The 25747-nt window shown below is 55.8% G+C and carries 27 protein-coding genes, 2 tRNA genes and 1 riboswitch; of the genes, 17 read left to right on the top strand and 12 right to left on the bottom strand.

The features are described 5' to 3' along the window. Window positions 1–79: 79 nt before the first annotated feature. From MTP36_RS13480 to MTP36_RS13470, 3 genes are all read right to left on the bottom strand, one after another. Window positions 80–155 (bottom strand) — tRNA-Thr (locus MTP36_RS13480). A 126-nt stretch (window positions 156–281) separates the two neighbouring features. Beyond that, on the bottom strand, window positions 282–950 hold the full coding sequence (locus tag MTP36_RS13475) for a hypothetical protein (RefSeq protein ID WP_249251333.1): 669 nt from the start codon (window positions 948–950) through the stop codon (window positions 282–284). A 126-nt stretch (window positions 951–1076) separates the two neighbouring features. Continuing rightward, a complete protein-coding gene (locus MTP36_RS13470) occupies window positions 1077–2771 on the bottom strand; it encodes a M3 family oligoendopeptidase (protein ID WP_249251330.1) in 1695 nt (564 codons plus the stop codon). 202 nt (window positions 2772–2973) lie between these two features. Next, a riboswitch (THF riboswitch) is annotated at window positions 2974–3070 on the top strand. Window positions 3071–3219: 149 nt separating this feature from the next. On the opposite strand from MTP36_RS13470, the gene MTP36_RS13465 reads away from it, so the two are divergent. Further along, window positions 3220–3732 carry a folate family ECF transporter S component gene (locus MTP36_RS13465; protein ID WP_005923065.1) on the top strand — a complete coding sequence of 171 codons (513 nt, stop codon included), beginning with the start codon at window positions 3220–3222 and terminating at the stop codon, window positions 3730–3732. A gap of 506 nt (window positions 3733–4238) precedes the next feature. Continuing rightward, the gene (locus tag MTP36_RS13460; RefSeq protein WP_249251322.1) at window positions 4239–5510 is read left to right on the top strand and encodes a bifunctional folylpolyglutamate synthase/dihydrofolate synthase; all 1272 of its coding nucleotides are present in this window, start codon (window positions 4239–4241) and stop codon (window positions 5508–5510) included. Between the two features lie 153 nt (window positions 5511–5663). Here MTP36_RS13460 and MTP36_RS13455 read toward each other — a convergent pair whose 3' ends face one another. Further along, entirely contained in the window at window positions 5664–6584 is a 921-nt protein-coding gene (locus tag MTP36_RS13455; protein ID WP_249251319.1) for an ROK family protein, read from the bottom strand. A gap of 180 nt (window positions 6585–6764) precedes the next feature. Between MTP36_RS13455 and rlmD the strand changes: the two genes are divergently transcribed. From rlmD to MTP36_RS13440, 3 genes are all read left to right on the top strand, one after another. Next, window positions 6765–7934: a 23S rRNA (uracil(1939)-C(5))-methyltransferase RlmD gene (rlmD, locus tag MTP36_RS13450; protein ID WP_249251316.1), complete on the top strand. Its 1170-nt coding sequence runs from the start codon at window positions 6765–6767 to the stop codon at window positions 7932–7934. A 90-nt stretch (window positions 7935–8024) separates the two neighbouring features. Continuing rightward, window positions 8025–9056, top strand: coding sequence for a GGDEF domain-containing protein (locus tag MTP36_RS13445; protein ID WP_249251314.1), 1032 nt, complete (start codon window positions 8025–8027; stop codon window positions 9054–9056). A 56-nt stretch (window positions 9057–9112) separates the two neighbouring features. After that, window positions 9113–9628 carry a hypothetical protein gene (locus tag MTP36_RS13440; RefSeq protein ID WP_249251313.1) on the top strand — a complete coding sequence of 172 codons (516 nt, stop codon included), beginning with the start codon at window positions 9113–9115 and terminating at the stop codon, window positions 9626–9628. Window positions 9629–9673: 45 nt separating this feature from the next. Here MTP36_RS13440 and MTP36_RS13435 read toward each other — a convergent pair whose 3' ends face one another. Both MTP36_RS13435 and MTP36_RS13430 read right to left on the bottom strand, forming a co-directional pair. After that, complete coding sequence (locus MTP36_RS13435; protein ID WP_249251310.1) at window positions 9674–10210, bottom strand: phosphatase PAP2 family protein; 537 nt, start codon at window positions 10208–10210, stop codon at window positions 9674–9676. A gap of 85 nt (window positions 10211–10295) precedes the next feature. Beyond that, complete coding sequence (locus MTP36_RS13430; RefSeq protein WP_249251308.1) at window positions 10296–11279, bottom strand: carbohydrate kinase family protein; 984 nt, start codon at window positions 11277–11279, stop codon at window positions 10296–10298. A 186-nt stretch (window positions 11280–11465) separates the two neighbouring features. Here MTP36_RS13430 and MTP36_RS13425 point away from each other — a divergent pair, with 186 nt between their 5' ends. After that, window positions 11466–12767 carry an MATE family efflux transporter gene (locus MTP36_RS13425; RefSeq protein WP_249251307.1) on the top strand — a complete coding sequence of 434 codons (1302 nt, stop codon included), beginning with the start codon at window positions 11466–11468 and terminating at the stop codon, window positions 12765–12767. On the opposite strand, the gene MTP36_RS13420 is transcribed toward MTP36_RS13425, so the two are convergent. Further along, window positions 12764–13609 (bottom strand): helix-turn-helix domain-containing protein, encoded by an 846-nt coding sequence (locus MTP36_RS13420; protein ID WP_055186259.1) that lies wholly within the window; start codon window positions 13607–13609, stop codon window positions 12764–12766. The genes MTP36_RS13425 and MTP36_RS13420 overlap by 4 nt on opposite strands. A 125-nt stretch (window positions 13610–13734) precedes the next feature. Here MTP36_RS13420 and MTP36_RS13415 point away from each other — a divergent pair, with 125 nt between their 5' ends. After that, window positions 13735–14850 (top strand): ABC transporter ATP-binding protein, encoded by a 1116-nt coding sequence (locus tag MTP36_RS13415; protein ID WP_249251305.1) that lies wholly within the window; start codon window positions 13735–13737, stop codon window positions 14848–14850. Window positions 14851–14986: 136 nt separating this feature from the next. Here the strand turns inward: MTP36_RS13415 and MTP36_RS13410 are convergent, their stop codons facing one another. From MTP36_RS13410 to MTP36_RS13395, 4 genes are read right to left on the bottom strand one after another with little or no spacing between them, the layout of a single operon-like run. Continuing rightward, window positions 14987–15877: a LysR family transcriptional regulator gene (locus MTP36_RS13410; protein ID WP_249251303.1), complete on the bottom strand. Its 891-nt coding sequence runs from the start codon at window positions 15875–15877 to the stop codon at window positions 14987–14989. Window positions 15878–15889: 12 nt separating this feature from the next. Further along, window positions 15890–16588 (bottom strand): tRNA (N6-threonylcarbamoyladenosine(37)-N6)-methyltransferase TrmO, encoded by a 699-nt coding sequence (gene tsaA, locus MTP36_RS13405; protein ID WP_112090831.1) that lies wholly within the window; start codon window positions 16586–16588, stop codon window positions 15890–15892. 14 nt (window positions 16589–16602) lie between these two features. Further along, window positions 16603–16818 carry a hypothetical protein gene (locus MTP36_RS13400; RefSeq protein WP_055186263.1) on the bottom strand — a complete coding sequence of 72 codons (216 nt, stop codon included), beginning with the start codon at window positions 16816–16818 and terminating at the stop codon, window positions 16603–16605. A 24-nt stretch (window positions 16819–16842) separates the two neighbouring features. Then, window positions 16843–17463, bottom strand: a complete 621-nt coding sequence (locus MTP36_RS13395; RefSeq protein WP_055186264.1) for a LexA family protein — start codon at window positions 17461–17463, stop codon at window positions 16843–16845. A 192-nt stretch (window positions 17464–17655) separates the two neighbouring features. On the opposite strand from MTP36_RS13395, the gene MTP36_RS13390 reads away from it, so the two are divergent. Both MTP36_RS13390 and MTP36_RS13385 read left to right on the top strand, forming a co-directional pair. Beyond that, entirely contained in the window at window positions 17656–17919 is a 264-nt protein-coding gene (locus MTP36_RS13390; protein WP_249241334.1) for an XRE family transcriptional regulator, read from the top strand. Next, window positions 17916–18209, top strand: a complete 294-nt coding sequence (locus MTP36_RS13385) for a hypothetical protein (protein WP_055186265.1) — start codon at window positions 17916–17918, stop codon at window positions 18207–18209. The genes MTP36_RS13390 and MTP36_RS13385 overlap by 4 nt, the downstream gene beginning before the upstream one ends. A 106-nt stretch (window positions 18210–18315) precedes the next feature. On the opposite strand, the gene MTP36_RS13380 is transcribed toward MTP36_RS13385, so the two are convergent. After that, window positions 18316–18624, bottom strand: coding sequence for a FeoB-associated Cys-rich membrane protein (locus tag MTP36_RS13380; protein WP_249251301.1), 309 nt, complete (start codon window positions 18622–18624; stop codon window positions 18316–18318). A 128-nt stretch (window positions 18625–18752) separates the two neighbouring features. On the opposite strand from MTP36_RS13380, the gene MTP36_RS13375 reads away from it, so the two are divergent. The 8 genes from MTP36_RS13375 to MTP36_RS13345 all read left to right on the top strand — a co-directional run bounded on the left by MTP36_RS13375 (window position 18753) and on the right by MTP36_RS13345 (window position 25717). Further along, window positions 18753–18829: transfer RNA gene (locus MTP36_RS13375), tRNA-Val, on the top strand. A gap of 438 nt (window positions 18830–19267) precedes the next feature. Further along, complete coding sequence (locus MTP36_RS13370; RefSeq protein WP_004851532.1) at window positions 19268–19924, top strand: hypothetical protein; 657 nt, start codon at window positions 19268–19270, stop codon at window positions 19922–19924. Window positions 19925–19956: 32 nt separating this feature from the next. Next, window positions 19957–20142 (top strand): hypothetical protein, encoded by a 186-nt coding sequence (locus MTP36_RS13365; protein ID WP_118596638.1) that lies wholly within the window; start codon window positions 19957–19959, stop codon window positions 20140–20142. Window positions 20143–20420: 278 nt separating this feature from the next. Continuing rightward, window positions 20421–21959 (top strand): recombinase family protein, encoded by a 1539-nt coding sequence (locus MTP36_RS13360; RefSeq protein WP_249251299.1) that lies wholly within the window; start codon window positions 20421–20423, stop codon window positions 21957–21959. A gap of 124 nt (window positions 21960–22083) precedes the next feature. After that, window positions 22084–24795 carry an AAA domain-containing protein gene (locus MTP36_RS13355; protein WP_249251297.1) on the top strand — a complete coding sequence of 904 codons (2712 nt, stop codon included), beginning with the start codon at window positions 22084–22086 and terminating at the stop codon, window positions 24793–24795. Continuing rightward, complete coding sequence (locus MTP36_RS13350; RefSeq protein WP_249251294.1) at window positions 24770–24943, top strand: hypothetical protein; 174 nt, start codon at window positions 24770–24772, stop codon at window positions 24941–24943. The genes MTP36_RS13355 and MTP36_RS13350 overlap by 26 nt, the downstream gene beginning before the upstream one ends. A gap of 290 nt (window positions 24944–25233) precedes the next feature. Beyond that, a complete protein-coding gene (locus MTP36_RS15985) occupies window positions 25234–25359 on the top strand; it encodes a hypothetical protein (protein WP_256466525.1) in 126 nt (41 codons plus the stop codon). 112 nt (window positions 25360–25471) lie between these two features. Beyond that, window positions 25472–25717 carry a hypothetical protein gene (locus MTP36_RS13345; protein WP_249251293.1) on the top strand — a complete coding sequence of 82 codons (246 nt, stop codon included), beginning with the start codon at window positions 25472–25474 and terminating at the stop codon, window positions 25715–25717. Window positions 25718–25747 lie beyond the last annotated feature (30 nt).

Below are 25747 nucleotides of genomic sequence, written 5' to 3'. Positions count from 1 at the left end.
GCGGCGGTATTTCTTTGCAATGCGGCTGAAAGGAAAACGAAAACCGCCCCGAAGTCCTAAGACTTCGGGGCGGTTAAGCTGGAGCTGCTATCCAGATTCGAACTGGAGACCTCATCCTTACCAAGGATGCGCTCTACCAACTGAGCTATAGCAGCACATCACAGCTCAATTAGTATAGCACAGCTTTGCTGGTTTGGCAAGCATTTTTTGCAAAAAAATTGAAATTTCGCAAAAAAGAACCCGGAGCATCCGCAGACGCTCCGGGGACTCTGGAAATGCAGTTACTTTGCCAGACTGGTCAGGATGGGCTCACACTGCTCCACGGTGGAGGAGAGCATCAGGTTGTAGGCGGTGACCATCTCCTGAATGGCGGTGCGGTTCTCCTTGGTCAGGGCATAGCTCTGGGTGGTGCCGTCCCGGCCAACGAATACGGCGGTGACGCTCTTGGCGTTCAACCACTCGCTCAGCAGGCTGACCTCCTCGTCACTCAGCTGGAATAGCTCCAGATCGAACCAGCAGCCCAGATCCTGATCGTAGCCGCCGCCGTACTCCTCGTCACAGGTAAAGGTGTACAGCTCGTCATCAGCAGATACGTTGACCGTTTTGATGTCCAGCTTTTTGCTGCCCACATAGGTCAGGATCATATTAAAGGCAATGCTATCGTCCTGCAAGAACATATAGGGGTACAGCCCGCAGGACTTTTTATCCATGCTGGCCTGCTCCTGCGGAGAGGAAAAATCCCAGCCGCCGGCCTCCTCGTCGTAGGTGATGGTGAACTTGGAAAAAGCGGTCTTGAGTTCGGCATCGCTGGGGGCGGCGTTGGTGGCTTCCACCGCAGCGGGGGCGGCGGGCAGTGCGGGCGCAGCAGCCGAAGCGGCCATGCCGCTGCACAGCATGGCGGCAGCGCACAGACCGGCGATGACGCGCCGGAACAAACGGGAAGATCTCATAAGTCGGTACTCCTTTCCATTCTCGAAGGGGATGATGCTGGTTTCAGTATACCGCAGCCCGGCGGAAAAGCAAGAAAACTGACACGAAACGCCCTGCCGCAGTCACGAAACGCCTTTCGCTTGTCTTTAGCCCACCTGATGCTCTTCCAGCCAGCGGGTCATCTGCTGGGCAATGCCCTTGATGCTGCCTTCCTCAAAGGGTACCTTCAGCCCGGCGGTCTGCAGCAGCTCGGTGTAGCTGGCAAGACCGGCGCGGCGCACCAGTTTGAGGTAGCGCTCCCATGCGTCCTTGTGGTCGTCAAGGCTCAGCAGGAAGAACTGCAAGGCTGCCATGGTGGACAGGCAGTAGTCGATATAGTAGAAGGGGCACTCGTAGATGTGCAGCTGGCGCTGCCAACCGGCACCGCGGCCATAGAAGGGCAGGTTGTCAAAATCGATCCACGGGCGGTACTTCTTTTCCAGCTTGAGCCACTCGGCGTTGCGCTGGTCGGGGGTCAGGTCGGGGTTCTGATACATGATATGCTGGAACTCGTCCACGGCGCAGCCGTAGGCAAGGAACACAAAGCTGTCCTCGGCGTGCAGCAGGGCGTACTTCTCGGTGTCCTTGCCGAACAGCAGGTGGTGCCACGGCGCGGTGAGGAACTCCATGGCCATGGAGTGTATCTCGGCGCTTTCCATGGCGGGGCATTCCAGATCGGCAGGCACGTTGGGGTCGCGCTCGGCCACATAGCCCTCAAAGGCGTGGCCGCACTCGTGGGTCAGCACGTCCACATCGCCGGAGGTGTCGTTCCAGTTGGCAAAGATGAAGGGTGCTTTGTAGCTGGGCAGGCTGGTCATGTAGCCGCCGGACATCTTGCCGGGGCGGCTTTCCACGTCGAACAGCTCGTTGTCCTGCATAAAGTCGATGAACTCGGCAGTCTCGGGGCTCAGCTCGTGGTACATGGTGCGGGCGGCGTCCATGCGTGCCTGATAGCCCGGGATGGGCTTGGGATTGCCGTCCTTGAAGATGATGGGCAGGTCGGTAAAGGTGGGGTGGGTGATGCCGGTGCGCTTGGCGCGCATGGCCATCACTTTTTGCAGCTCGGGCACAACGTCCCGGGCAACCTGATCCCGGAACGCCTGAATCTCGGCCTGTCCGTAGCCGATGCGGTTCATGCGCACATAGGAAAGCTCGCTGTAATCCTTGTAGCCCAGCACCTTGGCCTGCTGATTCAGGTTCTTGACGATCTTGGTGTACAATGCGTCCAGCTCGTCCCGGTGGGCGTCAAAGTACCCGGCCTCGGCTTCGTAGGCGGCGCGGCGCACGGCGGGGTCCAGATCCTCCTTGTAGGGGCCCAGCTGGGGGATGGTCAGCTGCTTGCCGTCCAGCTCCACCAGTGCGCCGCCGTAGATCTGCTGGTACTGGCTGACCAGCGCGTTGAACTCCTGCTGCAATTCCACGGTGCGGTCGTCCATGCCCAGCACAGCGTTCTTCATACCGGCTACGCAGGTGGTGCCAAAGTGCTCGGTAAGGGCATCCACATAGGGGTTTGCCAGAAATGCCCGGCTGATCTCCACACTGGCGTTGGTCACAGCGGGGCCGTTGGCATCAAAAAAGTCCTGCTCAGCCTTCCAGTAGGCATCGCGGGTGTCGCAGGTGTAGTGGATGTTGGCCAGCTGGGAGGCGGTGGTGTAGTCCGCAAAGGCGCGGCTCTGCTCGTAGTACACCTGAATGAGGGCGTCGCCGTCCTGCGCATCGGCGGCCTTGGCGGCCAGCTGCTTGCACCGTGCCAGCAGGGCGTTGATGTCCGGGCGGGTATAGGTCATTTCGCTGAATTTCATGGAAAATTTCCTTTCCGGGGCAGTTTCCCCTTTGGTATCTTGTGTTCATCTTACCACGTTCTGCACCAAAAGAAAAGAGGGAGGCAGGCGGGTAAAAGTCCTACGTTTATACAACACTGCCAAAAATAAAAACGACCCTTTGGCAAAGATGTCTGTTTGAGCGCTTGCAGTGCGGTAAAAAAAGGATTATAATGGCATCATCAACAGAGTAAGACCCTGCGCGTTAAGTGCCGCATCAACGGGGAGTTGTGCTGCGGACGAAGGTATTGACCGCGGTGCAGGGTCTGCATCCCGCTGCTGCATGGACTTGGGTGCAGGCGAGAGCCGTCTGCGGTTTTTGCCCGGAAGTGAATGTTGTTGGAATTCACGCCCTCCTTTGTGCGGTCTGTCACAGGGGAGGGCGTTTTTGCGTCCTGCCTGCTGTTCCTTTTTAAGGAGGACAACTACAATGAACGACAAAAAAACTTCGGTGCGTACCCTGACCATGCTGGCTTTGCTGGTGGCTATGAGCATTGTGTTCAGCCGTGTGCTCAGCATCTCCACCGGCTTCGTCCGGTTCAATCTGGGCAGCCTGCCGGTGCTGCTGGCGGCGGTGGTGTTTGGCCCCGGCGCAGGCTTTGCGGTGGGCGCAGTGGCCGATATCATCGGCGGTGTGCTGGCGGGCTACGCCATCAACCCGCTCATCACGCTGGGTGCGGGTGCCATCGGCTTAGTGGCGGGCTTTGCGTGGCAGAAGCTGAGCAGCCTTTCCACAAATTTGCGGCTTGCAGCCAGCGTGCTGCTGGGGCATTTTGTGGGCTCTATGGTCATCACCTCGCTGGCGCTGCGTCTGTTTTACGGCTACCCGTGGGCAACGCTGGCGGTGCGCATCCCCAATGCCCTCATCCTGAGCGCCGTGAACGTTGTGCTGCTGCGCATCCTGCTGGAAAACCGCAGCCTGATGAAGCTGGCAAAGAAGTAAGAGATTCTCTCAGCCGGGAGATGCACTACGCTCCGAGGGGTAACTTTCTGCTTGCCGTCAGTGTGCAGGGACGCTCCGCTGGGCCAGAGGCAGGGAGGGGTGTTCCGACTCCCCCCTCCCTACCTCTGAACTCCACCCACCCCGCAACGGGTCAAGGGCTACACGCCCTTAACAATCCTAAAGAAGAAGTCGAAGCACAAAAAAGCTAGCGCTGCGCCAGTCGGCGCTATCGCTTTAACGCTTTTTTCGCTTCTCCATTAAAAAACCCTCAGTCGCTACGCGACAGCTCCCCCGAGGGGGAGCAAGCGCTCGCCCGCAGCGCCGCGCTTTCGCAGAAAGCGGTGCTGCAAATGCCGTTTCCCGTTACGACCCCTCCTGTGAAAAAGGGGTTCTGAAAAGCCCGCAGGCTTTTCAGAACCCCAAATTAAAAATCTTCTTTCCGCTATTTTTGCGCAGAGCGAAGCGGAGCGCATTCTAAATCGTGATCTTGAATCGAGGCAGTATCTATGAACTACGAACAGGCAATGGAATACATCCATGCGGTGCAGTGGGCGGGGCATAAGCCCGGGCTTACCCGCACCCGCACCCTTCTGGCTGCACTGGGCGACCCGCACAAAAAGCTGCAATTCGTCCATGTGGCGGGGACCAACGGCAAGGGCAGCACGGCGGCAATGCTGGCTTCCTGCCTGCAAGCCGCCGGTTACCGGGTGGGACTGTATACCTCGCCCTTCATCAACCGGTTCAACGAGCGCATCCAGATCAACGGGCAGCAGATCCCGGACGAGGCGCTGGTAAAGCTGGTGGAGCAGGTAAAGCCTGCCGCCGATGCCATGGAGGATGTGCCCACCGAGTTCGAGATCATCACCGCACTGGGGATGCTCTATTTTGCGCAGCAGCAGTGCGATATCGTGGTGCTGGAGGTGGGGCTTGGCGGCACGCTGGATTCCACCAATGTTATCGAAAAGCCTGCCTGCGCGGTGATCACCGCACTGGGCATGGACCACGTCAAGGAGCTGGGCCCCACGCTGGCAGATATCGCCGCTGCCAAGGCGGGCATCATCAAGCCGGGCTGTCCGGTGGTGAGCTACGGCGGCGCACCGGAGGCAGACGCCGTGCTGCGCCGGGTGGCGGCAGAGCACAGCGCCCCCTTTACTGAGGTGGATTTTGCAAAGCTGCAAATCACCGGCGGGGATCTGGATGCAGTTACCTTCAGCTTTGACGGGCTGGACGGGGTGCGGCTGCCGCTCATCGGCAGCTATCAGCCCCGCAACGCCGCACTGGCTATCACCGCCCTGCGGGTGCTGCGGCAGCAGGGCTGGAACATCCCGGAAAGCGCCATCCGCACCGGACTGGAGCAGGTAAGCTGGCCCGGGCGCTTTGAGCTGCTGCGCCACAGCCCTGCCTTTGTGCTGGACGGCAGTCACAATGCCCACGGGATGCGCGCCACGGTGCAGAGCCTGAAAGACCGCTTCCCCGGGCAGAAATTCGTCTTTCTGGTCAGCATTATGGCAGACAAGGATGTGGACGAGATGCTGGCGCTGCTGGCACCGCTGGCCGAGCGGTTCGTGACCGTGACGGCGCACAACCCCCGCGCCATGCCGGCGCAGACGCTGGCGGAGCATATCCGTGCCTACGGCTGCACTGCCGAGGCTGCGGACAGCATCGAGGCCGGTGTGGCACGCGCAGAAGAACTGGGCGGCGAAGGCCCGGTGTGCGCACTGGGTACGCTGTATTTCTCCGGCGATGTCCGGCAGGCGTTTGCCCGCCTGAATGCGTAACGATGCAGAAAAAATATTTTTGAATACAAGCAGAGCCGGACAGCCCGCGGGCTGTCCGGCTCTGCATTTTTATAAAGAAAATATTAGACCCGCAGCTGCTTTTTTGCCATTTGCAGCGCACGGCAGATATAGTACCATGAAACCGGCTGAAAATCAACATTTTTTCTGCATAGCTTCAAAATATGCAGCGGCGACGCCTACCTGATTGGCCTCACTGCTGAAGGCGCAGGGCACGATCTGGCAGCGGGGCAAGCCCTCCATGTAGGCCTGTCCCGCCCGGGAGGCGTACAGCCCATCGTAGGCGCTGCGCAGGCTTTCCAGCAGCAGGGGCTGCTTGCTGATGCCGCCGCCGATGGCCACCTTTTCCACATCCAGCAGAACGGTCAGGTTGTAGATCTGCACCGCCACCGCGTGGCAGAACCGCCGCAGCACCTCTAAGGCTTCCGGCTCTCCGGCGTTGGCGGCGGCAAAAAAGCTGCGTCCGTTCAGCGGGGCGTCCTCCGGCAGCGCCTTGCGGGCGCGGTACCATTTAAGCAGGTTGCTGGTGCTGCACTGGCAGGCCATGTTCTGGTCCGGGGCGTCCCACGCCTCGGCGTTGGTGTTGACAAAGCTGTACTCCCCGGCGGTAAAGTGCACCCCGCGCACCAGCTGCCCGTTGGCAATAATGCCGCCGCCCACGCCGGTGCCGATGATGAACACCGCAGCGTTGCAGCAGCCTTTCAGCGCGCCGTTTGCCAGCTCTGCCATGGCGGCGGCCTTGCCGTCGTTTTCCAGTATGACAGGACAGCCGCACTTTTCTGCCAGCAGCTGCCCCACCGGGGTGGCGGTGTTGTACAGCAGCGCCCCGCCGTTGGACACATAGCCGGTGCGGTTATCCACAAAGCCCGGCAGCGCCATGGCAATGCCGGTTACCTCGTCCTTATGGGGCGCATACAGCCGGTAGACTGCATCCAGAAACTGCGCCTGCGTATCCTGCGGCGTGGGCACCGCGCCGCTGTCCGTGCGGTGCATCTGCTCGTCCATGACCGAGTATTTGATCTCGGTGCCGCCTACATCAAAAACCATGATCTTCATCTTGTTGCCCTCCCGTAAACGGTCGTTTTCTGTCCCTATTATGGCAAATCATCGCGGGAAAGTAAAGCCCCGGCGGTAAAAAAGAAAACTGTAAAAATCGCCCCGCCTTGCAGTTGCAATCCACCCCGCCCTGTGATATCCTGAAAAGAGAGTATCTGTTATATAAAGGAAGAAACTGCCATGGATTGCAAACTGCGTGCCAAAAACTGCGGCGGCTGCCCCCTGCTGGGGCTGGATTATGCCGCGCAGCTGAAACAGAAGGAAGAAAAAGTGCGTGCTCTTGTGGGCAAATACGGCCCGGTGCACCCCATCCGGGGCATGGAGCAGCCCTACCACTATCGCAATAAGGTGATCTCCACCTTCGCTCCCGGCTGGGGTGGAAAACTGACCTCCGGCATCTACGCGGCAAACAGCCATAAGGTGCTGCCGGTGGAAAGCTGTCTGCTGCAGGACGAGGTGCTGGACAAGACCATGCAGGCGGTGCGGGCTGCCGCCAACGCCTGCCGCTACCAGCCCTACGACGAGGACAAGGGCACCGGCCTTGTGCGCCACTGCCTGCTGCGGCGGGGCGTAGCCACCGGGCAGGTGATGGTAGTGCTGGTGACGGCGCAACCGGTGCTGCCGGGCGCAAAGAACTTTGTAAAGGCGCTGCTGGCGGAAACCGCGCAGCGCGGCGTGACCGTGACCACCGTGGTGCAGAACGTGAACAGCCGCAAGACCAGCGTGGTGCTGGGCGAGGCGGAAAAGGTGCTGTACGGCAAGGGGTTCATTCTGGACACCCTCTGCGGCAAGACCTACGCCATCAGCCCGCGCAGCTTTTATCAAATCAACCACACCCAGACCGAAGTGCTGTACGGCCTTGCGGTGGAAGCTGCAAAGCTGACCGGCAAGGAGGTGGTGCTGGACGCCTACTGCGGCATCGGCACCATCGGCCTGACCGCCGCCGACCATGCAAAGCAGGTGGTGGGCGTGGAGCTGAACCGGGACGCCGTGCAGGATGCCATTGGCAATGCAAGACACAACGGCGTAAAGAACGCCCGCTTCTTTGCCGCCGACGCCACCCGCTGGATCCGCGAAGCCGCCGCAGCAGGGGAGAAGGCAGATGTGATCTTTATGGACCCCCCGCGCGAAGGCTCCACCCCGGAATTTCTTGCCAGCGTGGCGCGTATGGCTCCGAAGCGGGTGGTCTACGTCAGCTGTAATCCCGTCACCCTCGCCCGCGACCTTGCCACCCTGACAAAGCTGGGCTATAAGGCCGAGGGCTTTACCCCGGTGGATATGTTCCCACATACGGAGCATATCGAGGTTGTCTGCGCCTTATCAAAGGCATCAGCGCGCAGAGTGAGATAATTTGCAATGGATAGATATTTTTTTATTTTAACGACCATTGATCTTTTCGTGCTTGGCTTTATGTGCTTTCTTACAAAGCTGAGCGAATCTTTGAATAAAAAGCAGAAGCGCGGGTTCTTTCTGGCCTATGCGCTCATTGCGTGCATCTCGGTGCTGGAAGTCATCACCATCGTGGTGGACGGCGCACCGCCGGGCTACCGCTGGCTGAATATTTTGTCTAACTATCTGGGCTTCGGGCTGACACCGGCGGTGGCGCTGTGCCTTGTGTATGTGCTGGACAAAAAAACCATCATCCGGCGCGGGTTCAAGGCGGCAGTGTGCTGCGAGGGCGCGTATCTGCTTTTTCTGGCGGCAACGCTGCCCTATGGGCCGGTGTTCTCGGTGAGTGCGGAAAACCTCTACGCCCGGGGTGGGTACTTCTTCATTTATGTCATCATGTATTATGCCTCCATGCTGTACCTTATGGTGGCTACGGTGCGCACGGCGGCGGTCTTTCAGAACCGCAGCCGCACGCTGATCTACCCGCTGACCCTGTTTCTGGGCGCGGAGACCGTGATCCAGATCGCGCTGCCGGCGCTGCACGTCACATGGCTGTGCGTCACGTTGCTGTCGGTGCTGTATTATATCTATTGCAGCGAGATGTGGAACCAGCTGGACGCGCTGACCGGACTTTTGGACCAGAACAGCTACCTGAACCGCACCGCCGAGATGCGCCGCAGCGGCGGGGTGCTGGTGGTGTTCGATGTGGATGACTTCAAGCAGATCAACGACCGCTACGGCCATTTACAGGGGGACGTCTGCCTTGCCGAGATCGCGGACTGCATCAAAAAAGCCTACGCCCGCTGCGGCTATTGCTACCGTATCGGCGGCGATGAATTTTGCGTGCTGCTGAAAGACGAGGCAAGCGAAGCCCGTTGTGCAGCGGCGTTGCAGCGCTTGCTGGCAGAACGGCGCAAGACGCTTACCATTTTGCCGACGGTCTCCCTTGGCTCTGCCGCCTTTTCCGGGGAGGACGTGGTCGCAGTGAAGGACCGCGCCGATCGCGCGCTCTACTGCGCTAAAAAGGAACAGAAGGCCAGCGCCGCAGCGGCGAAGCCCGCAGACAGCGGGGAGAAGGATTGAACAGATCATACAGCGGGAAAACCCCGCCCGTACAACAGAAAAACGGAGGAACACCGATGAACACAGATTGGAACAGCCCGCAGGGCGATTTTGACACTGCTGAAAAGCAGGGAGAGCTGCTGATGCTGCTCAGCCGACAGCAGGTCACCGTGCACACATGGGACGACCCGGACTTTGACTACATGGAAGAGCAGGATCTGGCACTGGTGGTGCAAAGCCCTACCGGCACAGAGGATCTGCTCATTGAGCTGTGCGGGGAGTTCTCGGTATTTTTTGAAAAGTGGCACGGCGAGTACGCCGCCACCGCCGAGGGCTACGCGCAGCTGCAACAGGATATCACCGCCATTCTGGACGGCAAGGCGGGCGCGCTGAGCCTGTACACGGAAAACGGCTGGCAGGGCACGGTGCTGTGCACCGAGCTGCCCGGCGCAGAGGATGCCGGAGCCGCTGCGGTGCTCAAGCGCTGCTGGCAGACGGCAAAGCCGGACGCCGCCCTGCCTGCGGACAGCCGGCTGGAGCTGGTGTGCTGGAACCCGGCACAGAACCGGAAATGCCAGCTCCCGGAGGAATAATAGAGCAAAAAGGTCGCTGCACAGAATGCGTGCAGCGACCTTTTCTTATACGATTTGTTGTTTCTTTTTGCGATTCGCCATATAGTTTGCAAATGCGGAGGCCGCAGTGCCCAGCGCGATGCCCAGCACTGCGCCGCCGAGGACATCGGTGGGGAAGTGCACATAGAGGTACAGCCGGGTAAAGGCGATAAAGGCTGCCAGCACCAGCGCGGGCGCGCCCAACTTCCGGTTTTGCAGCCAGAGCGCGTAGGCAGCCGCCACCCCGGAAGCGGTGTGCCCGGAGGGGAAGGAGTGCCCATGCGGACGCGCCACCAGCATGGTAATGGAAGTGTTGATATCGCAGGGGCGGGGGCGGGCGAACAGCGGCTTGAGGAAGAAGTGCCCCGCCGCCATGTACAGCACCAGCGCCACTGCCATGGCAAAGCCCGCTTTGCGGGTGCGCCGGAAGAGCAGAAGCAGCAGGGTGAAGGCGATCCAGATCTCGCCGTGAGCACCGGCGTAATCAAAAAAGATGGAAATTGCGTTCATTACCGGGTTGCGGAACTGGTACAGCCAGTCCAGAAAAGCAAACTCAAAGGGCATGGGTTCCTCCTTTTGGGTGGTGAAAGAGCGGACTTTTTATACAATATAGCATATAAATGTTGAAAAATACAAAATGTACTGTAAATTACTCTTGGAGCGGGGGGAATACCGTTTCCATCTGTGCCAAGGTGGGGTAGCTGTCGAGCGCGCCGTGGCGCTGCACGCTGATAGCACAGAAGCGGCTGGAAAAGGCCAGATACTCGGTCAGGCGCTTGCGGGAAAGTTTTGGCAGCTCGGCGGCGGTCACGCCGTCCCGCTGCAGCTGCCACAGAAACGAGCCGATAAAGCCGTCCCCCGCGCCGGTGGTGTCCACCGCCGTCACCTTTGGGCTGCGGGCGCGGGCGCTGGCGGTGCGGGTATAGGCGCGGACACTCTTGCTGCCGCAGGTGTACAGCACCAGCTGCACATCTCCGGTAAAGAGCGCGGGCAGTGCGGCTTCAATATCCTCCGTGCCGGTGAGAAAGGGCAGCTCCTCGTCCGAAAGCTTCAGGATATGGGTCAGGGGGAGAAACTGCCACACGGTCTGGCGCAGCTGCTCCCGATCCGGCCAGAGGGGGAAGTGGAGGTTGGGGTCAAAGCTGAGGATGGCTCCCGCCTCCCGTGCGGCAGTGATGGCAGCCAGATGGGCGTAGCGCATGGGACTGTCCACCAGTGAGACGCTGCAAAAATGCAGGGCAAATGCCTGCGAGAACCAGCCCGGGTCGATCTGCTCCGGGGTATACAGCAGGTCTGCGGAGGGTTTGCGGCAGAAGCTGAAAGTGCGCTCGCCGTTTTCCGCTAAGCTGACGAAGGCCAGCGCGGTGCTGGCTTTGTCGGTAAATTCCAGATGGGAAAGTTCTACGCCGCATCCGGCCAGCGCCCGGGCGATCTTGTGGCCAAAGGGGTCGTCGCCCAGCTGACTCAGCAGCGCACTGCGCCCGCCCAGCCGGGCAACGGCGGCGCAGACATTGGCCGGAGCGCCGCCCACCCGGGGGCTGAAGGCGGGGACTTCGTCAAAGCTGCACCCCACCCGGGAGGGGATCATATCAATCAGCGCTTCGCCGATGGAAAATAAGATCCTGTCGGACATAGGGCTTCTTCCTTTCTGCATACAGGTGTGCCGCACGGTGCGGCAGTGTTCAGTATACACCCGCAGGGCGCTGTGCGCAACTGCTTCTTTTATACGATAATGGGCGGGTTTTGCGGTTGACTTGCAGCGGCAGATATGCTACAATTTCCAGACGTATGCAAAAACAGGGAAAAAAGGGAAAAGTGTATGGATCTGACAAAACAGTTCTTTAAATATGTCTCGCAGAATATTTTCGGTCTGCTGGGAACCTCGTGCTATATTCTGGCCGACACCTATTTTATTGCACAGGCCGCCGGTACAGACGGCGTTACCCTGCTCAACCTCTGCCTGCCCATTTATAACTTTATTTTTGCCATTGGCTCCATGATCGCGCTGGGTTCGGCGACCCGCTACGCCATTGCCAAGGCGCAGAACGATGCCCGGGGACAGCGGTATTTCTCCAACGCCATCCTGTGCGCCGTACTGGCGTCTATCCCGTGGATGCTGGCGGGTGTCTTTGCGCCCGGGGCGCTGCTGCGGCTCATGGGCGGTGATGTCGGCATCGTGGCGCTGGGCATCCCCTACGCCCGCATTTTTCTGCTGTTCACCCCGTTTTTTATGTGCAACTACATCGTGTCGGCCTTTGTCCGCAACGACGGAGACCCCTCCCTTGCCATGGTGGCGACCTTGAGCGGCAGTCTGTTCAACGTGGTGTTCGACTATATCTTCATGTTCCCCATGGGTTTGGGGCTGGCCGGTGCGGCGCTGGCAACGGCGGTTTCGCCCATTATCAGCATCGCCATTTGCAGCCGCCACTTCTTTAAAAAGGAGAACACCCTGCAATTCGTGCGGCAGATGCCCTCGGCAAGACTGCTGGGGCAGAGCTGTCAGCTGGGCATCTCTGGCTTTGTGGGCGAGCTTTCCTCCGGCGTGACCACCACGGTGTTCAACTTTCTGCTGCTGGGTCTGGCAGGCAATGTGGGCGTAGCAGCCTACGGCGTGGTGGCAAACTTTGCACTGGTGGCTACGGCCATCTTCAACGGCGTGGCGCAGGGCGCACAGCCGCTGGTGAGCTGCTGCTACGGCCAGAACGACCGCGCCGGGGCGCGGAAGCTGCTGCTGCTGGGCAGTGGCACCGTGCTGGTGCTGGCTGCGGTGCTGTACGCTGCAGTGTTCGGCCTGACCGATACCTTTGTAAGCTGGTTCAACAGCGAAAACTCGGTGCAGATGGCGCAGTACGCCCACACCGGCATGCGGATGTACTTTGTGGGCTACTTCTTTGCGGGCTTCAACATTATGGCGGCGGGCTATCTGAGCGCCGTGAACCGCCCGGTGGAGGCTTCCGTTACCTCCATCTGCCGGGGTATGGTAGCCATCGTGGTCTGCTCGCTGGTGCTCAGCGCGGTGTTCGGGATGTCGGGTGTATGGGCGGCCTTCCCGGCCTCGGAACTGCTCACCGCGTTGCTGACCCTGTTTCTGCTGCGCAGAAAAAAGGCCGAGACGGCTTAAATATACATCTCCTGCTCCCGCATGGTCTCCTCGGGCGTAAGCCCGGCCTGTGCGGCGCGACCGGTCAGTGCCCGCCATTGTGCAGGGGATTGACCGGTTTCTTTTTTGAATACCCGGCACAGGTAGTTCGCCCCGGAAAAGCCGCACAGGCTGGCCACTACGTCCAATGTGTACTCCCGGTGCAGCAGCAGACGCTGCGCAGCCTCGATGCGCACGGTGGTCAGGTATTTGCCCGGCGGCACGCCCACGGCGGCGGTAAAGGTGCGCACCAGATGGCTTTTGGAGACGCCCAGCCGCTCGCTGAGCTCCTCCACGCCGTACAGCCCGGCATAGTTGGCGCGGATATCCTCAATGGCGGCCTGCACCAGCGGCGGCAGGGCGGGCGCGGCGCTGTCGGCATCCGCCAGCTCGCACAGCAGGGCAAAGACCAGCTGGCTGCGGGCGCGGCTGTGGGTGGGCTTTTCCTCGGCAAGCCGCCCCATCAGCTCGGCGGCGGCGGGGCAGGTCTCGCCCTTGGCAAGGTAGGGCAGCTCCCGCAGGCCGTTTAAAAACTGCGCACTGGCCTGCCCGGTCAGCTGGACGCACAGCAGATGGCAGTTGTCCTCCGGGGTCAGGGTGAGCGGGGCGCGGCTCAAAATCAGGTGCCCCGCCGCAGCGGACTGCGGCGGCAGCACCAGCACAGCACCGGCGGGCGCAGCCGATGCCCCGGGCAGGGAAGCCGTGCATCTGCCGCTGGAAACAAGGCAGACCCACAGCCCCTCGCCGGTCAGGGTGCGGGGCGCGGAAAGCTGCACGTCCAGCAGTGCAGCCGGTGCGGCGATGGTGTTCCAGTCAAACAGCAATATCTGACACCTCTAATCAATAAAATGCTATTTTATATCACAAAATTATCTGTTATTATAGTACCAACGAAACAACACGCCGTCAAGGGCGTGAAACATCAAATATTTTACGGAGGATAACGATTATGGCTTCCATTAGCTGCCAGCACATCTACAAGATCTATCCGGGCGCAACTGCCCCGTCTGTTACCGACTTCAACCTGGAGATCCAGGATAAGGAGTTCATCATCTTCGTCGGCCCCTCTGGCTGCGGCAAGTCCACCACCCTGCGTATGATCGCCGGTCTGGAGGAAATCTCCAAGGGCGAGATGTACATCGGCGGCCGTCTGATCAATGACGTTCCCCCGAAGGATCGTGATATCGCCATGGTGTTCCAAAGCTACGCTCTGTACCCCCACATGACCGTTTACAAGAACATCGCTTTCGGTCTGGAGCTGCGCAAGACCCCGAAGGACGAGATCGACAAGCGCGTGCACGAGGCTGCTAAGATCCTGGAGATCGAGCACCTGCTGGATCGCAAGCCCAAGGCTCTGTCCGGTGGTCAGCGTCAGCGTGTTGCTCTGGGCCGTGCAATGGTTCGTAACCCGGCAGTCTTCCTGCTGGACGAGCCTCTGTCCAACCTGGATGCTAAGCTGCGTACCTCCATGCGCACCGAGATCATCAAGCTGCACAAGAAGCTGGCTACCACCTTCATCTACGTTACCCACGACCAGACCGAGGCTATGACCATGGGCGACCGTATCGTGGTTATGAAGGATGGCATCATCCAGCAGGTCGATACCCCGCAGAACCTGTACGATATGCCCTGCAATATGTTCGTTGCAGGCTTTATCGGCAGCCCTCAGATGAACTTTCTGGACGGCACCCTGATCAAGAAGGGCGAGTTGTACGGTGTTGACCTGGGCGGCGACGTGATCCCCCTGCCCAAGGAAAAGACCGCCGACGGCAAGCTGGATTCCTACGTTGGCAAGAAGATCAAGATGGGCATCCGTCCCGAGGATATCGATGACGAGCCCGAGTTTATGGCAAAGCACACCGACTGCCAGCTGGATACTCAGGTCGATGTTTCCGAAATGATGGGCGCTGAGATCTACCTGTATCTGGAGTACAAGGGCAACAAGATGACTGCTCGTGTTGCTCCCACCTCCAAGGCTCGCAACGGAGACACCGTCCGCGTTGCATTCGATCCCCATAAGGTGCACCTGTTCGATATCGAGACCGAGCAGACCATCCTGAACTAAGACTTAGCAAAGATCATTTTTGATCCTCCTATCATACGAAAGACCGCCGAAGGGAAACCTTCGGCGGTCTTTCGTTTGTGAACTATCTCGTGAAAATGGAATGCCGGAGCGTCTGTAGACGCTCTGGCATTCCCAATCATTTTATCTGTGTACCCTGCCGCACCAGCTCGATGAATACGTTCATCTGGGGGGTCACCCATTTATCCCGGTGATAAAACAGCTGCCGGTGCATCATGACGGTGCAGTCCGGCACGTTCAGCCGCGCCAGACGGCCCTCCGCCAGTGCGCTGCGCACGATGTACTCCGGCAAAAAGGAAAGCCCCATGCCCTGTTCTACCATCTGGCACAGCAGCGCGGCGCTGCCCAGCTCCAGATAGGGATGGATGGCAAGACCGTGCGCCGCCATGCACTGGTCCAGCGCGTCCCGGTAGCTCATGCCCCGCTCGGTGAGCAGAAACTCCTGCCGTGGCAGAATGTCCAGCGGGAGCACGCTTTCCTGCGCCAGCGGATGCTGCGGCGGTGCAATGAAACACACCGGCTCCGGCACATCCGCAGCCAGCACCAGCGCAGGCTGCAAAAGAGGCTGGTCCAGCGTATAGACAAGATCTACCTGATTGGTGCTCAGTAATTGCAGCATCTCGTCCGAGCTGGCTGTGTGCAGCACCAGCTCCACCTGCGGGCAGCGGGCATGGTAGCGCTGCAACAGCCCCGGCAAAAAGGTGCTGCATACGGAATCTGCCAGCGCGATGCGCAGGCTGCCCCGCACCTGCTGGGCGGGCTGCAAGGCGGCCTGCGCCTGCTGGGCAGTTTCCAGCAGGGTGCGGGCGTAGCCTAAAAAGGTCTGCCCGGCATCGGTCAGACGCACCGTCTTGCCCACGCGGTCAAACAGCGGGGTGCCCAGCTCGGCTTCCAACTGTGCAATTTGGGAGGACACCGCCGACTGCGAGTAGCCCAGCTGCCGCGCAGTGCGGGAAAAGCTGTGCAGCTCAGCGATGTGCAGAAAGGTGTTGACAGTCCGCAGTTCCATGAACGGCTCCTTTTATAACAGGGTGATGTCCCGCACGGTGAGCTGAGCACCGTCCACGGTAAAATGCACTTCCAGCCCGGCAAACTCCATACCGTACACCCGCTGCGGGTCGTGCTGGTAGGAGGGGCGGGGGTCACTGGCAAGCACGCCCTGCAAAGCGGCGCGGTCGGCCTCCGGTACGGTCTGCCACAACGCCTCTGGGCAGGAGACTTCCAGATGGTGGGTGCGGGTCTGCCCGGTAAAGCCCTCGGCGGCGTCCGGGTGACAGTCCGCGTAGGGAATGTAAGGCTTGATATCGTAGATGGGGGTGCCATCCATCAGGTCGGCACCGCGCACGATGAGCACCGGCCCCACATCCGGGCGCTGCTCAATGGCTTCCAGCTTAACGCTGGAAAGCCCCAACGGGTTCGGCCGGAAGGGCGACCGGGTGGCGAAAACGCCCACACGGGTGTTGCCGCCAAGGCGCGGCGGGCGCACGGTAGGAGACCAACTTTCCCGCACTGCGCCGGAAAACTGCCACACCAGCCAGATGTGGCTGAAATCCTCCAGCCCGCGCAGGGCGTCGGGATTGCGGTATTCCGGGGTAAAGATGATCTCGCCCCGCAGCTCCTCTACCAGCCCGCTCTGGCGCGGGATGCCGAACTTGGTGGGAAAGGCGGTATGGATATGGGCAATGACCTTCAGGGTCATGGCTTCGGGTGCCTGCTGCATGATGAACTCCTTGCTCAATAGATCTTTTCAATGGGGCAGTCGGCGGGGATGCCGTACCGGCTGCGGAAGGCCTGCAATTCCTGCGGGCTGCGGATCAGCTGCACCTCGGTAAAATGGCCGGTGTGCAGATCCTGAAATCCGGCCACCTGCTCCCCGGTGCAGATGCTGCACCGCAGCACCGGCTTCTGGGCGGCGGGGTCGTAGGAGGATACTTTCTTTTTGCCGAACACAGGCTGCTCCTTTCTTTCCTTATCTTATAATCCGCGGCAAAGCCCCACGGCCTTGCCCTCGATGTGCAGCTCCGAAAGCTGCTCGCCGGCGTAGAACATGGGCGGGCAGACGGCGGCATTATCCGCCAGCAGCATCACGGCATCGCCCTGCCGGTGGAAGTGCTTGAGGGTGGCTTCCTCGCCCACCCGCACAGCGGCGATCTCGCCCTGCTCCACCTCGGGCTGGCAGCGGATGCAGACGATGTCTCCGTTGCATATTGTGGGCGACATGCTGTCGCCGTGGCAGGTCAGGGCAAAATCTGCATGCCACGCGGCGGGCACCCCGATATAGCATTCAATGTTCTGCTCGGCGGTGATGGGGGTGCCGCAGGCGATGGAGCCGATCAGCGGCACCTGCACCATGGCAGGAAGCGGCTCAAAGCCCAAGGGGCAGGCGCAGGGCGCGTCCAGTCCCAGCAGGGCGGCGGGGGTGGTCTCCAGCGCCTGCGCCAGCTCCTCCACCTTGGACTGGGGCAGATCGTTGATGCCTTTTTCCAGCTTGGTGATGGAAGAACGGGAGCGGTAGCCCATGCGCCGGGCAAGCTCCTGCTGCGAAAGGCCAAGCTGCTCCCGGCGCAGACGGACACGGGTAGATAGATCGGACATGACAGTTCTCCTGAAAACTATGGGTTGTGGTGTGGAACGCGGTTTTCTGCTTTGAGTATAGCAGAAAATTTCCTGAAAATCAACAATTACAGAGCGTTTTGGGAATTACAGGTTGACAGAAAATCAACAACGGAGTATAATACAACCAATGATTGTTGCAAACACGGTGAACTACAAAAAAGGAGAGAAGCCATGGCAAACACGAACCTGATCTACACCTACATCCAAGACAGCGGCTACAAGCTGCAATATGTGGCCAGTGTGCTGCACATCAGCAGCAACACCCTGCGGCACAAGCTGCTGGGTGAGACTCAGTTCAAACTGGACGAAGCCGAGCGGCTTTCCACCATGCTGGGCCTGACGATGGCCGAGCGGGACGCCTGCTTTTTCGATGCCGAGAACCGCTTTTCGCGCAGTGCGGTGCTGGAGCTGCCCAAAAGGGGGAAGCGCCAGTGACACCGGAACAGCGAGACCTGACCCGGAACGCCCTGCGCAAGTACGGCGAGCGCCACTGGGCGCGCACGCCGGAAAACCGCCGCTGGCAAAGCGCCATTGATGAGGGCATCGACTATTATCAGGTGCATGACCCCATGCGGGCAGACCTGCTGCGGATGCGTTTTTTTGAGCAGCGCCCGGAGGACGAGATCTTAGAGCAGCTGCACATCGGCCGCACCACCTACCAGAAGGCGTTGCAGGATCTTTTGAGCACCATCGCTGTCTACGCCGCCCAGCGCGGTGCGTTCTGAGCAAATAACCGTGAAAAGTGCCCCGGAAATGTCCGCAGACGTTTTTGGCGTACAAACATAAACTAGGGCTGCTGCACCGTATTTCGTGCAGCAGCCCTGTTTTGGGTTATTTCTTTTTGGCGTCCGGGTCCTCGCAATGGCTGTGGCAGGAGGCACAGTTGCCGTTGCAGCCCTCACCCTTCCAGCCGCCCTGTCTGGAGATCCAGACCACAGCCAGCGCAAACAGCACAGCCAATATTACCAGCGTGATGATCCCGCGAAGTGTCATATTCATCCCTCGATTTCTCTTATGCAGCTTTCTGCCCCAAGTATACACGATTTGCAGGCAAAGAGCAACAGCCTGCCGCACATTTTTGTGCAGGGTGCAGCCGGTGCGGCTGCCCGGCGGTAATGTTGCACGCCCGGTGGTCGGCACACCATTTTTGCAGCCAGAGAAAGTGTTTCGAAAAAAGTAAAATAATTTTAAATTAGGGCTTGCATTTCGGCAAATGCCGTGCTATAATAATCACGTTCCAGTTCGGAGCGCACAACACAAGCGAATATGGAGGATTAGCTCAGCTGGTTAGAGCACCTGCATCACACGCAGGGGGTCTGGGGTTCGAGTCCCTAATTCTCCACCATACAGCTCGTACTCGAACCCGATTCTTTACGAGAAAGGGTTCGGGTACGTTTTTTGTTTATCGGAAGTTCTGCGGAAGGACTACACAGAGCGTTAAACGAGCAAAGGCAGGGTATCACTATGACGGTGGTATCCTGCCTTTTGCTTTGAGGAATCAAGTTCGCTTTGTGCGAACTTGGTCGTCCCCCTGTATGGCACGTTTGGGAGTAGTCGCTGCGTACGTGCGTACCGGGAGCCTGTACACCTCTGACAAGGTGTAACACACTAGACTTTGTGCCAAAGTCTGTGTGCCAAGGGGTCAAGCCCCTTAGAATCCCTGCGGAGCGTGTACGCACGTACGCAGAAAAATGGTAAAATTTCACTATATCGGGGTGTTCTTTCATGGTGGAGTGTGGTATACTCGGCTTAGCCCAGTAAATCGGAATTTGTGAGGGTAATTATGATAAATTTTTTGAATGATATAAGGAATGCAGAAAATCCAATATCCAATAATAGAAAACTTATAAATACCATAGCGATATTGTTTCTCGGAATAGCTTTGGGAACTTTCTCAAAATATCTGGATTTTCGTCAAACTGAACTTCCAGGTGTGCTTATGGCAATAAATGGAGTTTTAGATATTGGTAATTTTCTTGGGCGTTTTGCAATCTGGATATTGATTGCACTGTGTATTTCTATTTATAGCAATTCTGCAATAAGAGCAAGCATCAATGTTTTTGTATTCTTTGTTGGTATGGTTGCAAGCTACTATTTGTATTCAAACTATATTGCAGGATTTTTCCCAAGAAGTTATGCGATGATTTGGTTTGGATTTACAGCTGTTTCTCCATTATTGGCTTTTGTCTGTTGGTATGCAAAGGGGAAAAGCAAACTGGCATTTATACTATCAGCGCTGATTTTGGCAGTATTGTTCAATATGTGCTTTGTATATGGATGCTGGTATTTTAATGCAAAATCTGTTTTGGAAGTGATAGTCTTTATTATTGGACTTATTGTTTTGAGGAGAGACACATTGAGGAGTTCTGCGCTAATGGGAACGATTAGTATAGTTCTTGCAGTTTTACTTGATATGGTTATTCCATTTCATTTTGGATAAACAACTTCAAGTTTGACGAAGAGGTGCTTTACATGAAAAAGAGTATATCAAGGATTATCGGTGTGATAATGTTGATTGTAGCTATTGTATTTATAGTGTTTGCATTGAACCATCCAGAAAAGAGTTTCCCTTGGAACAATACAATTACTTGGTTACTGTATGGTATATATTTTCTTGTGACAGTGGTGCTGCTTATTGCTCCTAAGATGAAAAAGTGAGAAATTCCAGTTTGCCGTACTCGTTCCAGCAGGGTTTGGGGCAGGCACGCCCCAACAAGAGCACTTCGGAAACTCACATGAGTTGAAGAAGTGAAGTCCCGGATGGACAAGAAATTTTCAAGAATTGAAAATTTGTGGCCACGGGACGATTCTTGCTCTCAGCTTTTTCGCTGCGTTTCGCAATTTTCACATTTCAATCTGTTCGCAGATTGTTGACAAGCTGCGCTTGCCCCGATACTATAAAGGCAACCCGAACACGCTGCCAAGGAGGTGCAACTATGACCGCCGTGATTTACGCCCGCTATTCATCCGACAGCCAGCGTGAAGCGTCCATTGAAGGACAACTGCGCGACTGCAAGGACTACGCCGAGAAGAACGGCATCACCGTGGTCGGCACCTACATCGACCGTGCCTACTCTGCCAAGACGGATGACCGCCCGGACTTCCAGCGGATGATTAAGGACAGCGCAAAGAAAATCTTCGATGTGGTTCTGGTCTGGAAACTCGACCGCTTTGCCCGGAATCGGTTCGATGCCGTGAACTACAAGTACCAGCTGGAAAAGAACGGTGTCCATCTGGTGTCTGCCATGGAACCCATCTCGCAGGGGCCTGAAGGCATTATGGTGGAGAGTATGCTGATTGGCATGGCGGAATACTATTCCGCCGAACTCGCCCTGAAAGTGGCGCGCGGTGAGCGCGAAAACGCCCTCCAGTGCAAGTACAACGGCGGTGTGGTGCCGCTGGGCTTCACCATCGGCAAGGAGGACAGGCTGTACCATATCGACCCGGAAACGGCTCCCATCGTGCAAGAGATCTTCACCCGGTATGCCGACGGCGAACCGGCTGAGAAGATTGCCGCCTCCCTGAACGAGCGCGGCCTGCGTACCCGCACCGGGAAGCCGTTCGTGAAGAACAGCTTCTTCCAGATCTTCCGCAACCGCCGCTACATCGGCGAATACCGCTACAAGGACATTGTGACGCCGGGCGGCATTCCGGCCATTGTTGACAAGGACTTGTTCGACCGGGTGCAGCAGCGTTTCGAGCAGAACAGGATCGCCCATGGTCGGCCTGCAAAAGAGGATGTGAGCTATCTGCTGACCACTAAGCTGTTCTGTGGCAAGTGCGGCACCCTGATGGGCGGCGAAAGCGGCACCAGCCACATGGGAAACACCTACTATTACTACAAGTGCGGCAACGCCAAACGCCACGGCAAGGCGCACTGCGACCTGAAAGCCATCCGCAAGGAACCGCTGGAACGGTTCGTGGTGGACACCGCCATTAAGGTGATCTTCAGCGATGAAATCATCGAACGGCTGATAGATTTGATTATGGATGCCCAGCAGCAGGAGAACACCCGGCTGCCTGTCCTGAAAGACCAGCTCCGGGATACGGAGAAACGGCTCGCAAACCTTCTGGAAGCCATTGAACAGGGCATCCTGACCCCGACCACCAAGCAGCGGTTGGACGAACTGGAAGCCCGGAAGGAAGCCCTGAACACCAGCATTCTGGAAGAAGAGCTGAAAAAGCCAGTCCTGACCCGCGAATGGATGCGATTCTGGTTTGAAAAATTCCGCAAGGGTGACATGAGGGACATGGAACACCAGCGGCAGATCATTGATACCTTTGTCAACTCGGTCTACGTTTTTGACGACCGGGTCGTGCTCAATTTCAACTTCACGGATGATGCCAAAACGGTCACCCGTGAGGAAGTGTTGGGTTCGAGTGCTGTGGACAATGCTCCACCAAACGTAGGTCACTGGTATTTGTCCAGTGGCCTTTTCGTTTTATTCAGGAATTTAGGCAGCAAAGGAAGTTAAGCGTAAAAAATAGGTGACCGCCAGCCATCTGATTTAACATGTAGGGAATATATAACGCTTCGTTCAACGAGTGTATATAAATGAAGGATAGCGATGCCATATGGACACAGATACCCGAAATCAAATGATCCTTATCAAAGGCAAGGACCAGACAGATTGTGTTGCAAGCTTCCGATTCTGCAATGGAATGTGTGAAGTAATCTATGTTAGCACCCCCAATAAGACCTATCGTTTTCAAGACAGAAATGTCAAGGTGCTTTCACTGCAAAAAACAATTGACCCAGACAGTGTTATTGTAATCGCAAAGGGGAAGAAACTTAATACAGTTCAAGCGATTTTAGATTTTGGAGCGTATTATCGAATTCTTTTTGACGGAAAACTTCCACTGTCTTTTCCAAAAGATGATGTGGAACTTCAGCCAAACTGTTTGGCAGATACCAAAAATAAAGAAGTCTTCCGCTATTTTACAGAAACAGCTGAAGCCGTTAGTTTAGTAACAGAAAACGGACTCAATATTTTACGTTTGCAGTATAGTAAAATTTCCAAGGTCAGTGATGACACTGTGCTAGCGAATTATCTTGACCCACAGAAGAGCCAAACCATGTCGGAGAGTCCCTCAACGATAATTTATCCCTTTGGACTTAATCAAAGCCAAAAAACGGCAGTAGAGCAGGCTCTCTCGTCCAAAATCAGCATTATTCAAGGCCCTCCCGGAACAGGTAAGACGCAAACGATTCTAAATATTATTGCAAATGTTGTTCGAGACAAGAAAACCGTTGCAGTTGTTTCCAACAACAATTCAGCAACGCATAATATTGCAGAAAAGCTAGAAAAGAAAGGCATTTCGTTCTTAACAGCATTTTTGGGAAGTCTGTCAAACAAACAGAAATTTCTTGCAGATCAGTCAGGTATTTATCCGAATATGGAGGAGTGGGAACTGCCGCTGGACGAACGGCAGCAGTTGGAACAAGAAATTACAGCACTTTCACAAGAATTAAATCTAATGCTCACTGCAAAAAATCGTATTGCGAGAATTGAGCAGGAGCTTTTACAGTTGAATCCGGAAGAGCACTATTTTAAGGAATATTATTCTACCTATCACGAAGAGCCAATAGTCAATTTAGATTGCTTCTCATCTCAAAAAATATTGGAGCTCTGGCTGGAATTTGAACATTTTATAGAGCAGAAAAAGCGGCTGGGTCTTTTACAAAAACTGTCCATTATATTTCGGTTTAATCGTGATGCAATCAAACTATTTGTAAACACGCCCGAGTTGGTAATTCCTTATTTGCAGAACCAGTTCTATCTTACCAAAAGACGGGAGTTGGAAAACGAAAGGCAGAAACTTACACTCAAGCTGCGGCAATATGCTTTTGACGAGAAAATGAATGAATTGACGCAAAAATCATTTCAACTATTCAAGGCAGAACTGGCAGCGAAATATGAATGGAAAACCAACCGCAGACGATTTGAAAGCAATGACTTTCGCCGAAATTCAGGCGAATTTACGCATGAGTACCCTGTGATTCTCAGCACAACGTATTCGATAAAGGGGACACTAAGTTTAGACTATGTTTACGATTACCTCATCATAGATGAAGCATCCCAAGTCGATTTAACTACGGCTGTTCTGGCATTTTCCTGTGCACGAAACATTGTGATTGTAGGGGACTTGAATCAATTGCCCAATGTCTTGTCTGAGGCAGATATTCAACGAAGTGAAACGATATGGCGGACCTATTCTCTGGCTGAACGCTATCACTTTTCCACACACAGCCTGCTCTCTTCTGCATTGGAGACATGGCCAACTGCCCCGGTCACGCTGCTTCGGGAACATTATCGCTGTCATCCTAAGATCATCAACTTCTGCAACCAGAAATTCTATGCTGGTCAACTGATTATAATGACGGAGGACAATGATGAACCAGATGTGTTGACTATGTATCGAACAGCCGCCGGAAACCACGCACGTGGGCACATCAACCAACGTCAGATTGATGTCATTCAGCAAGAAATTCTCCCGCAGCTCCGTCGGCAGAATTATCAAAGCATCGGGATTATCACGCCATATCGAGATCAGGCCGCTGCCATTCGGAAACAACTTGGAGGCTACTATGAAGTAGATACAGTCCATAAATTCCAAGGACGTGAACAGGATGCTATTATTTTGACCTCCGTTGACAATATAATTACGGATTTTGTGGATGACCCACATATGCTAAACGTGGCAGTTTCTCGGGCAATCCACTCGCTTACCGTTGTCACATCACAAGACCCTCGCAATGACCGTACAAACTACGGTGATTTGACACGGTACATCGAATACAACAACTTTGCCGTTATTCAAAGTCAGGTCTACTCCGTGTTTGATTTGTTATATCAAGGATATGCTGAACAGCGCAAAGCATATTTGAGAAAACGCAAACGAATATCTGAGTATGACTCGGAGAACCTTATGTACTCTGTGATTCAAGAGATTTTATCAGATAAATTGTTTTCCTCCATTGGCTGCGCTGTACATGTTTCGCTCGCAACATTAATCAGAGATTACAGCCAGTTGACGAAGGAAGAGACTCGGTATGCCCGGAATTTGTCAACTCATGTTGACTTTCTGATGTTTTATAAAATGGATAAGCTGCCTATTTTGGCAATCGAAGTGGATGGAACAAGTTTTCATCGGCCAGGAAGCCAACAATCCATACGGGATGAAAAAAAGAATCGAATCCTCGAAAAATGCGGCATCCCGTTGCTGCGGCTTCGTACAGATGGCAGTAATGAGAAGGAGAAGATTCGTGCTGCTTTAAAAGAATGTGAAACACCAGCGGCAGATCATTGATACCTTTGTCAACTCGGTCTACGTCTTTGATGACCGGGTCGTGCTCAATTTCAACTTCACGGACGATGCCAAAACGGTCACCCGTGAAGAGGTTTTAGGTTCGAGTGCTGTGGACAATGCTCCACCAAACGTAAGGCCGTTTACCTGAAAAGGTAAACGGCTTTTTCTTGTATCTACATGCTTTCTGATATACAAAAGTGAAACAAATTCACTTCTGCATATTGATAATGAAACGTGTAGGAGGCCCCCTTTTCAGTCGTTTGTAGCAAGTTTGTAGCAGATCTGTAGCAAAATTCGGAGAGGAACGGCAAAATGGCTCCGTAAACCCGATTTTTGTGAATTTTTTGGTATAAAATTTTATCATTGAATTTTGTGCAGAATGACGGTGGTGCTTTTCATTCGGATTCTGATGCCGTATAATAAAGAAAAAGATCATGGATGAAAGGAGAAATCGCTGTGCGCTACACCTTTGACCGCAGAGCGACACGTTATAATCTGCCGCCAAATCGCTTGAAGATGATCGAAAAAGAAGTACAGCGCAGGGCAAGAGTGCTTTTAGGGTAAAAAGGAAATCGCCCACCTGAGCGAAGATGGACAGTATCTTTGCGCAAATGAGGGCGTTCTGCAGTATAATCTGCCACTGAATCTTTTCAGCGGAGATAAACGCAAAGTTCCATTGGTGGATGTGGTTGTTTGGGCCAAGAAGCGTATCTTTCCGAAAAACCGGATGGACTGCAAGGGTATTCTGAAAATGATGGGCCTTCCGGACTACAATGCGTGGGAAATTGTTAAGCGTACCAATGCCTGCCGGATGGAAGATCCCTATTGGCTGCGATTCAGCGAAGAGGAAACCTTTGCAGATACTACGCGCGGAAGATCCAGAAAAATCATGAGCGAAAATCAAGAGAGTACATCGTGGTAAAAGAAAAATACGTCATTGCTGTGAACGCCC

Source organism: Faecalibacterium sp. I4-1-79 (assembly GCF_023347235.1).
Lineage (GTDB): Bacteria > Bacillota > Clostridia > Oscillospirales > Ruminococcaceae > Faecalibacterium > Faecalibacterium tardum.
Note: the sequence above shows the minus strand (reverse complement) of the source record. Positions and strands in the feature narration are given on the sequence as shown.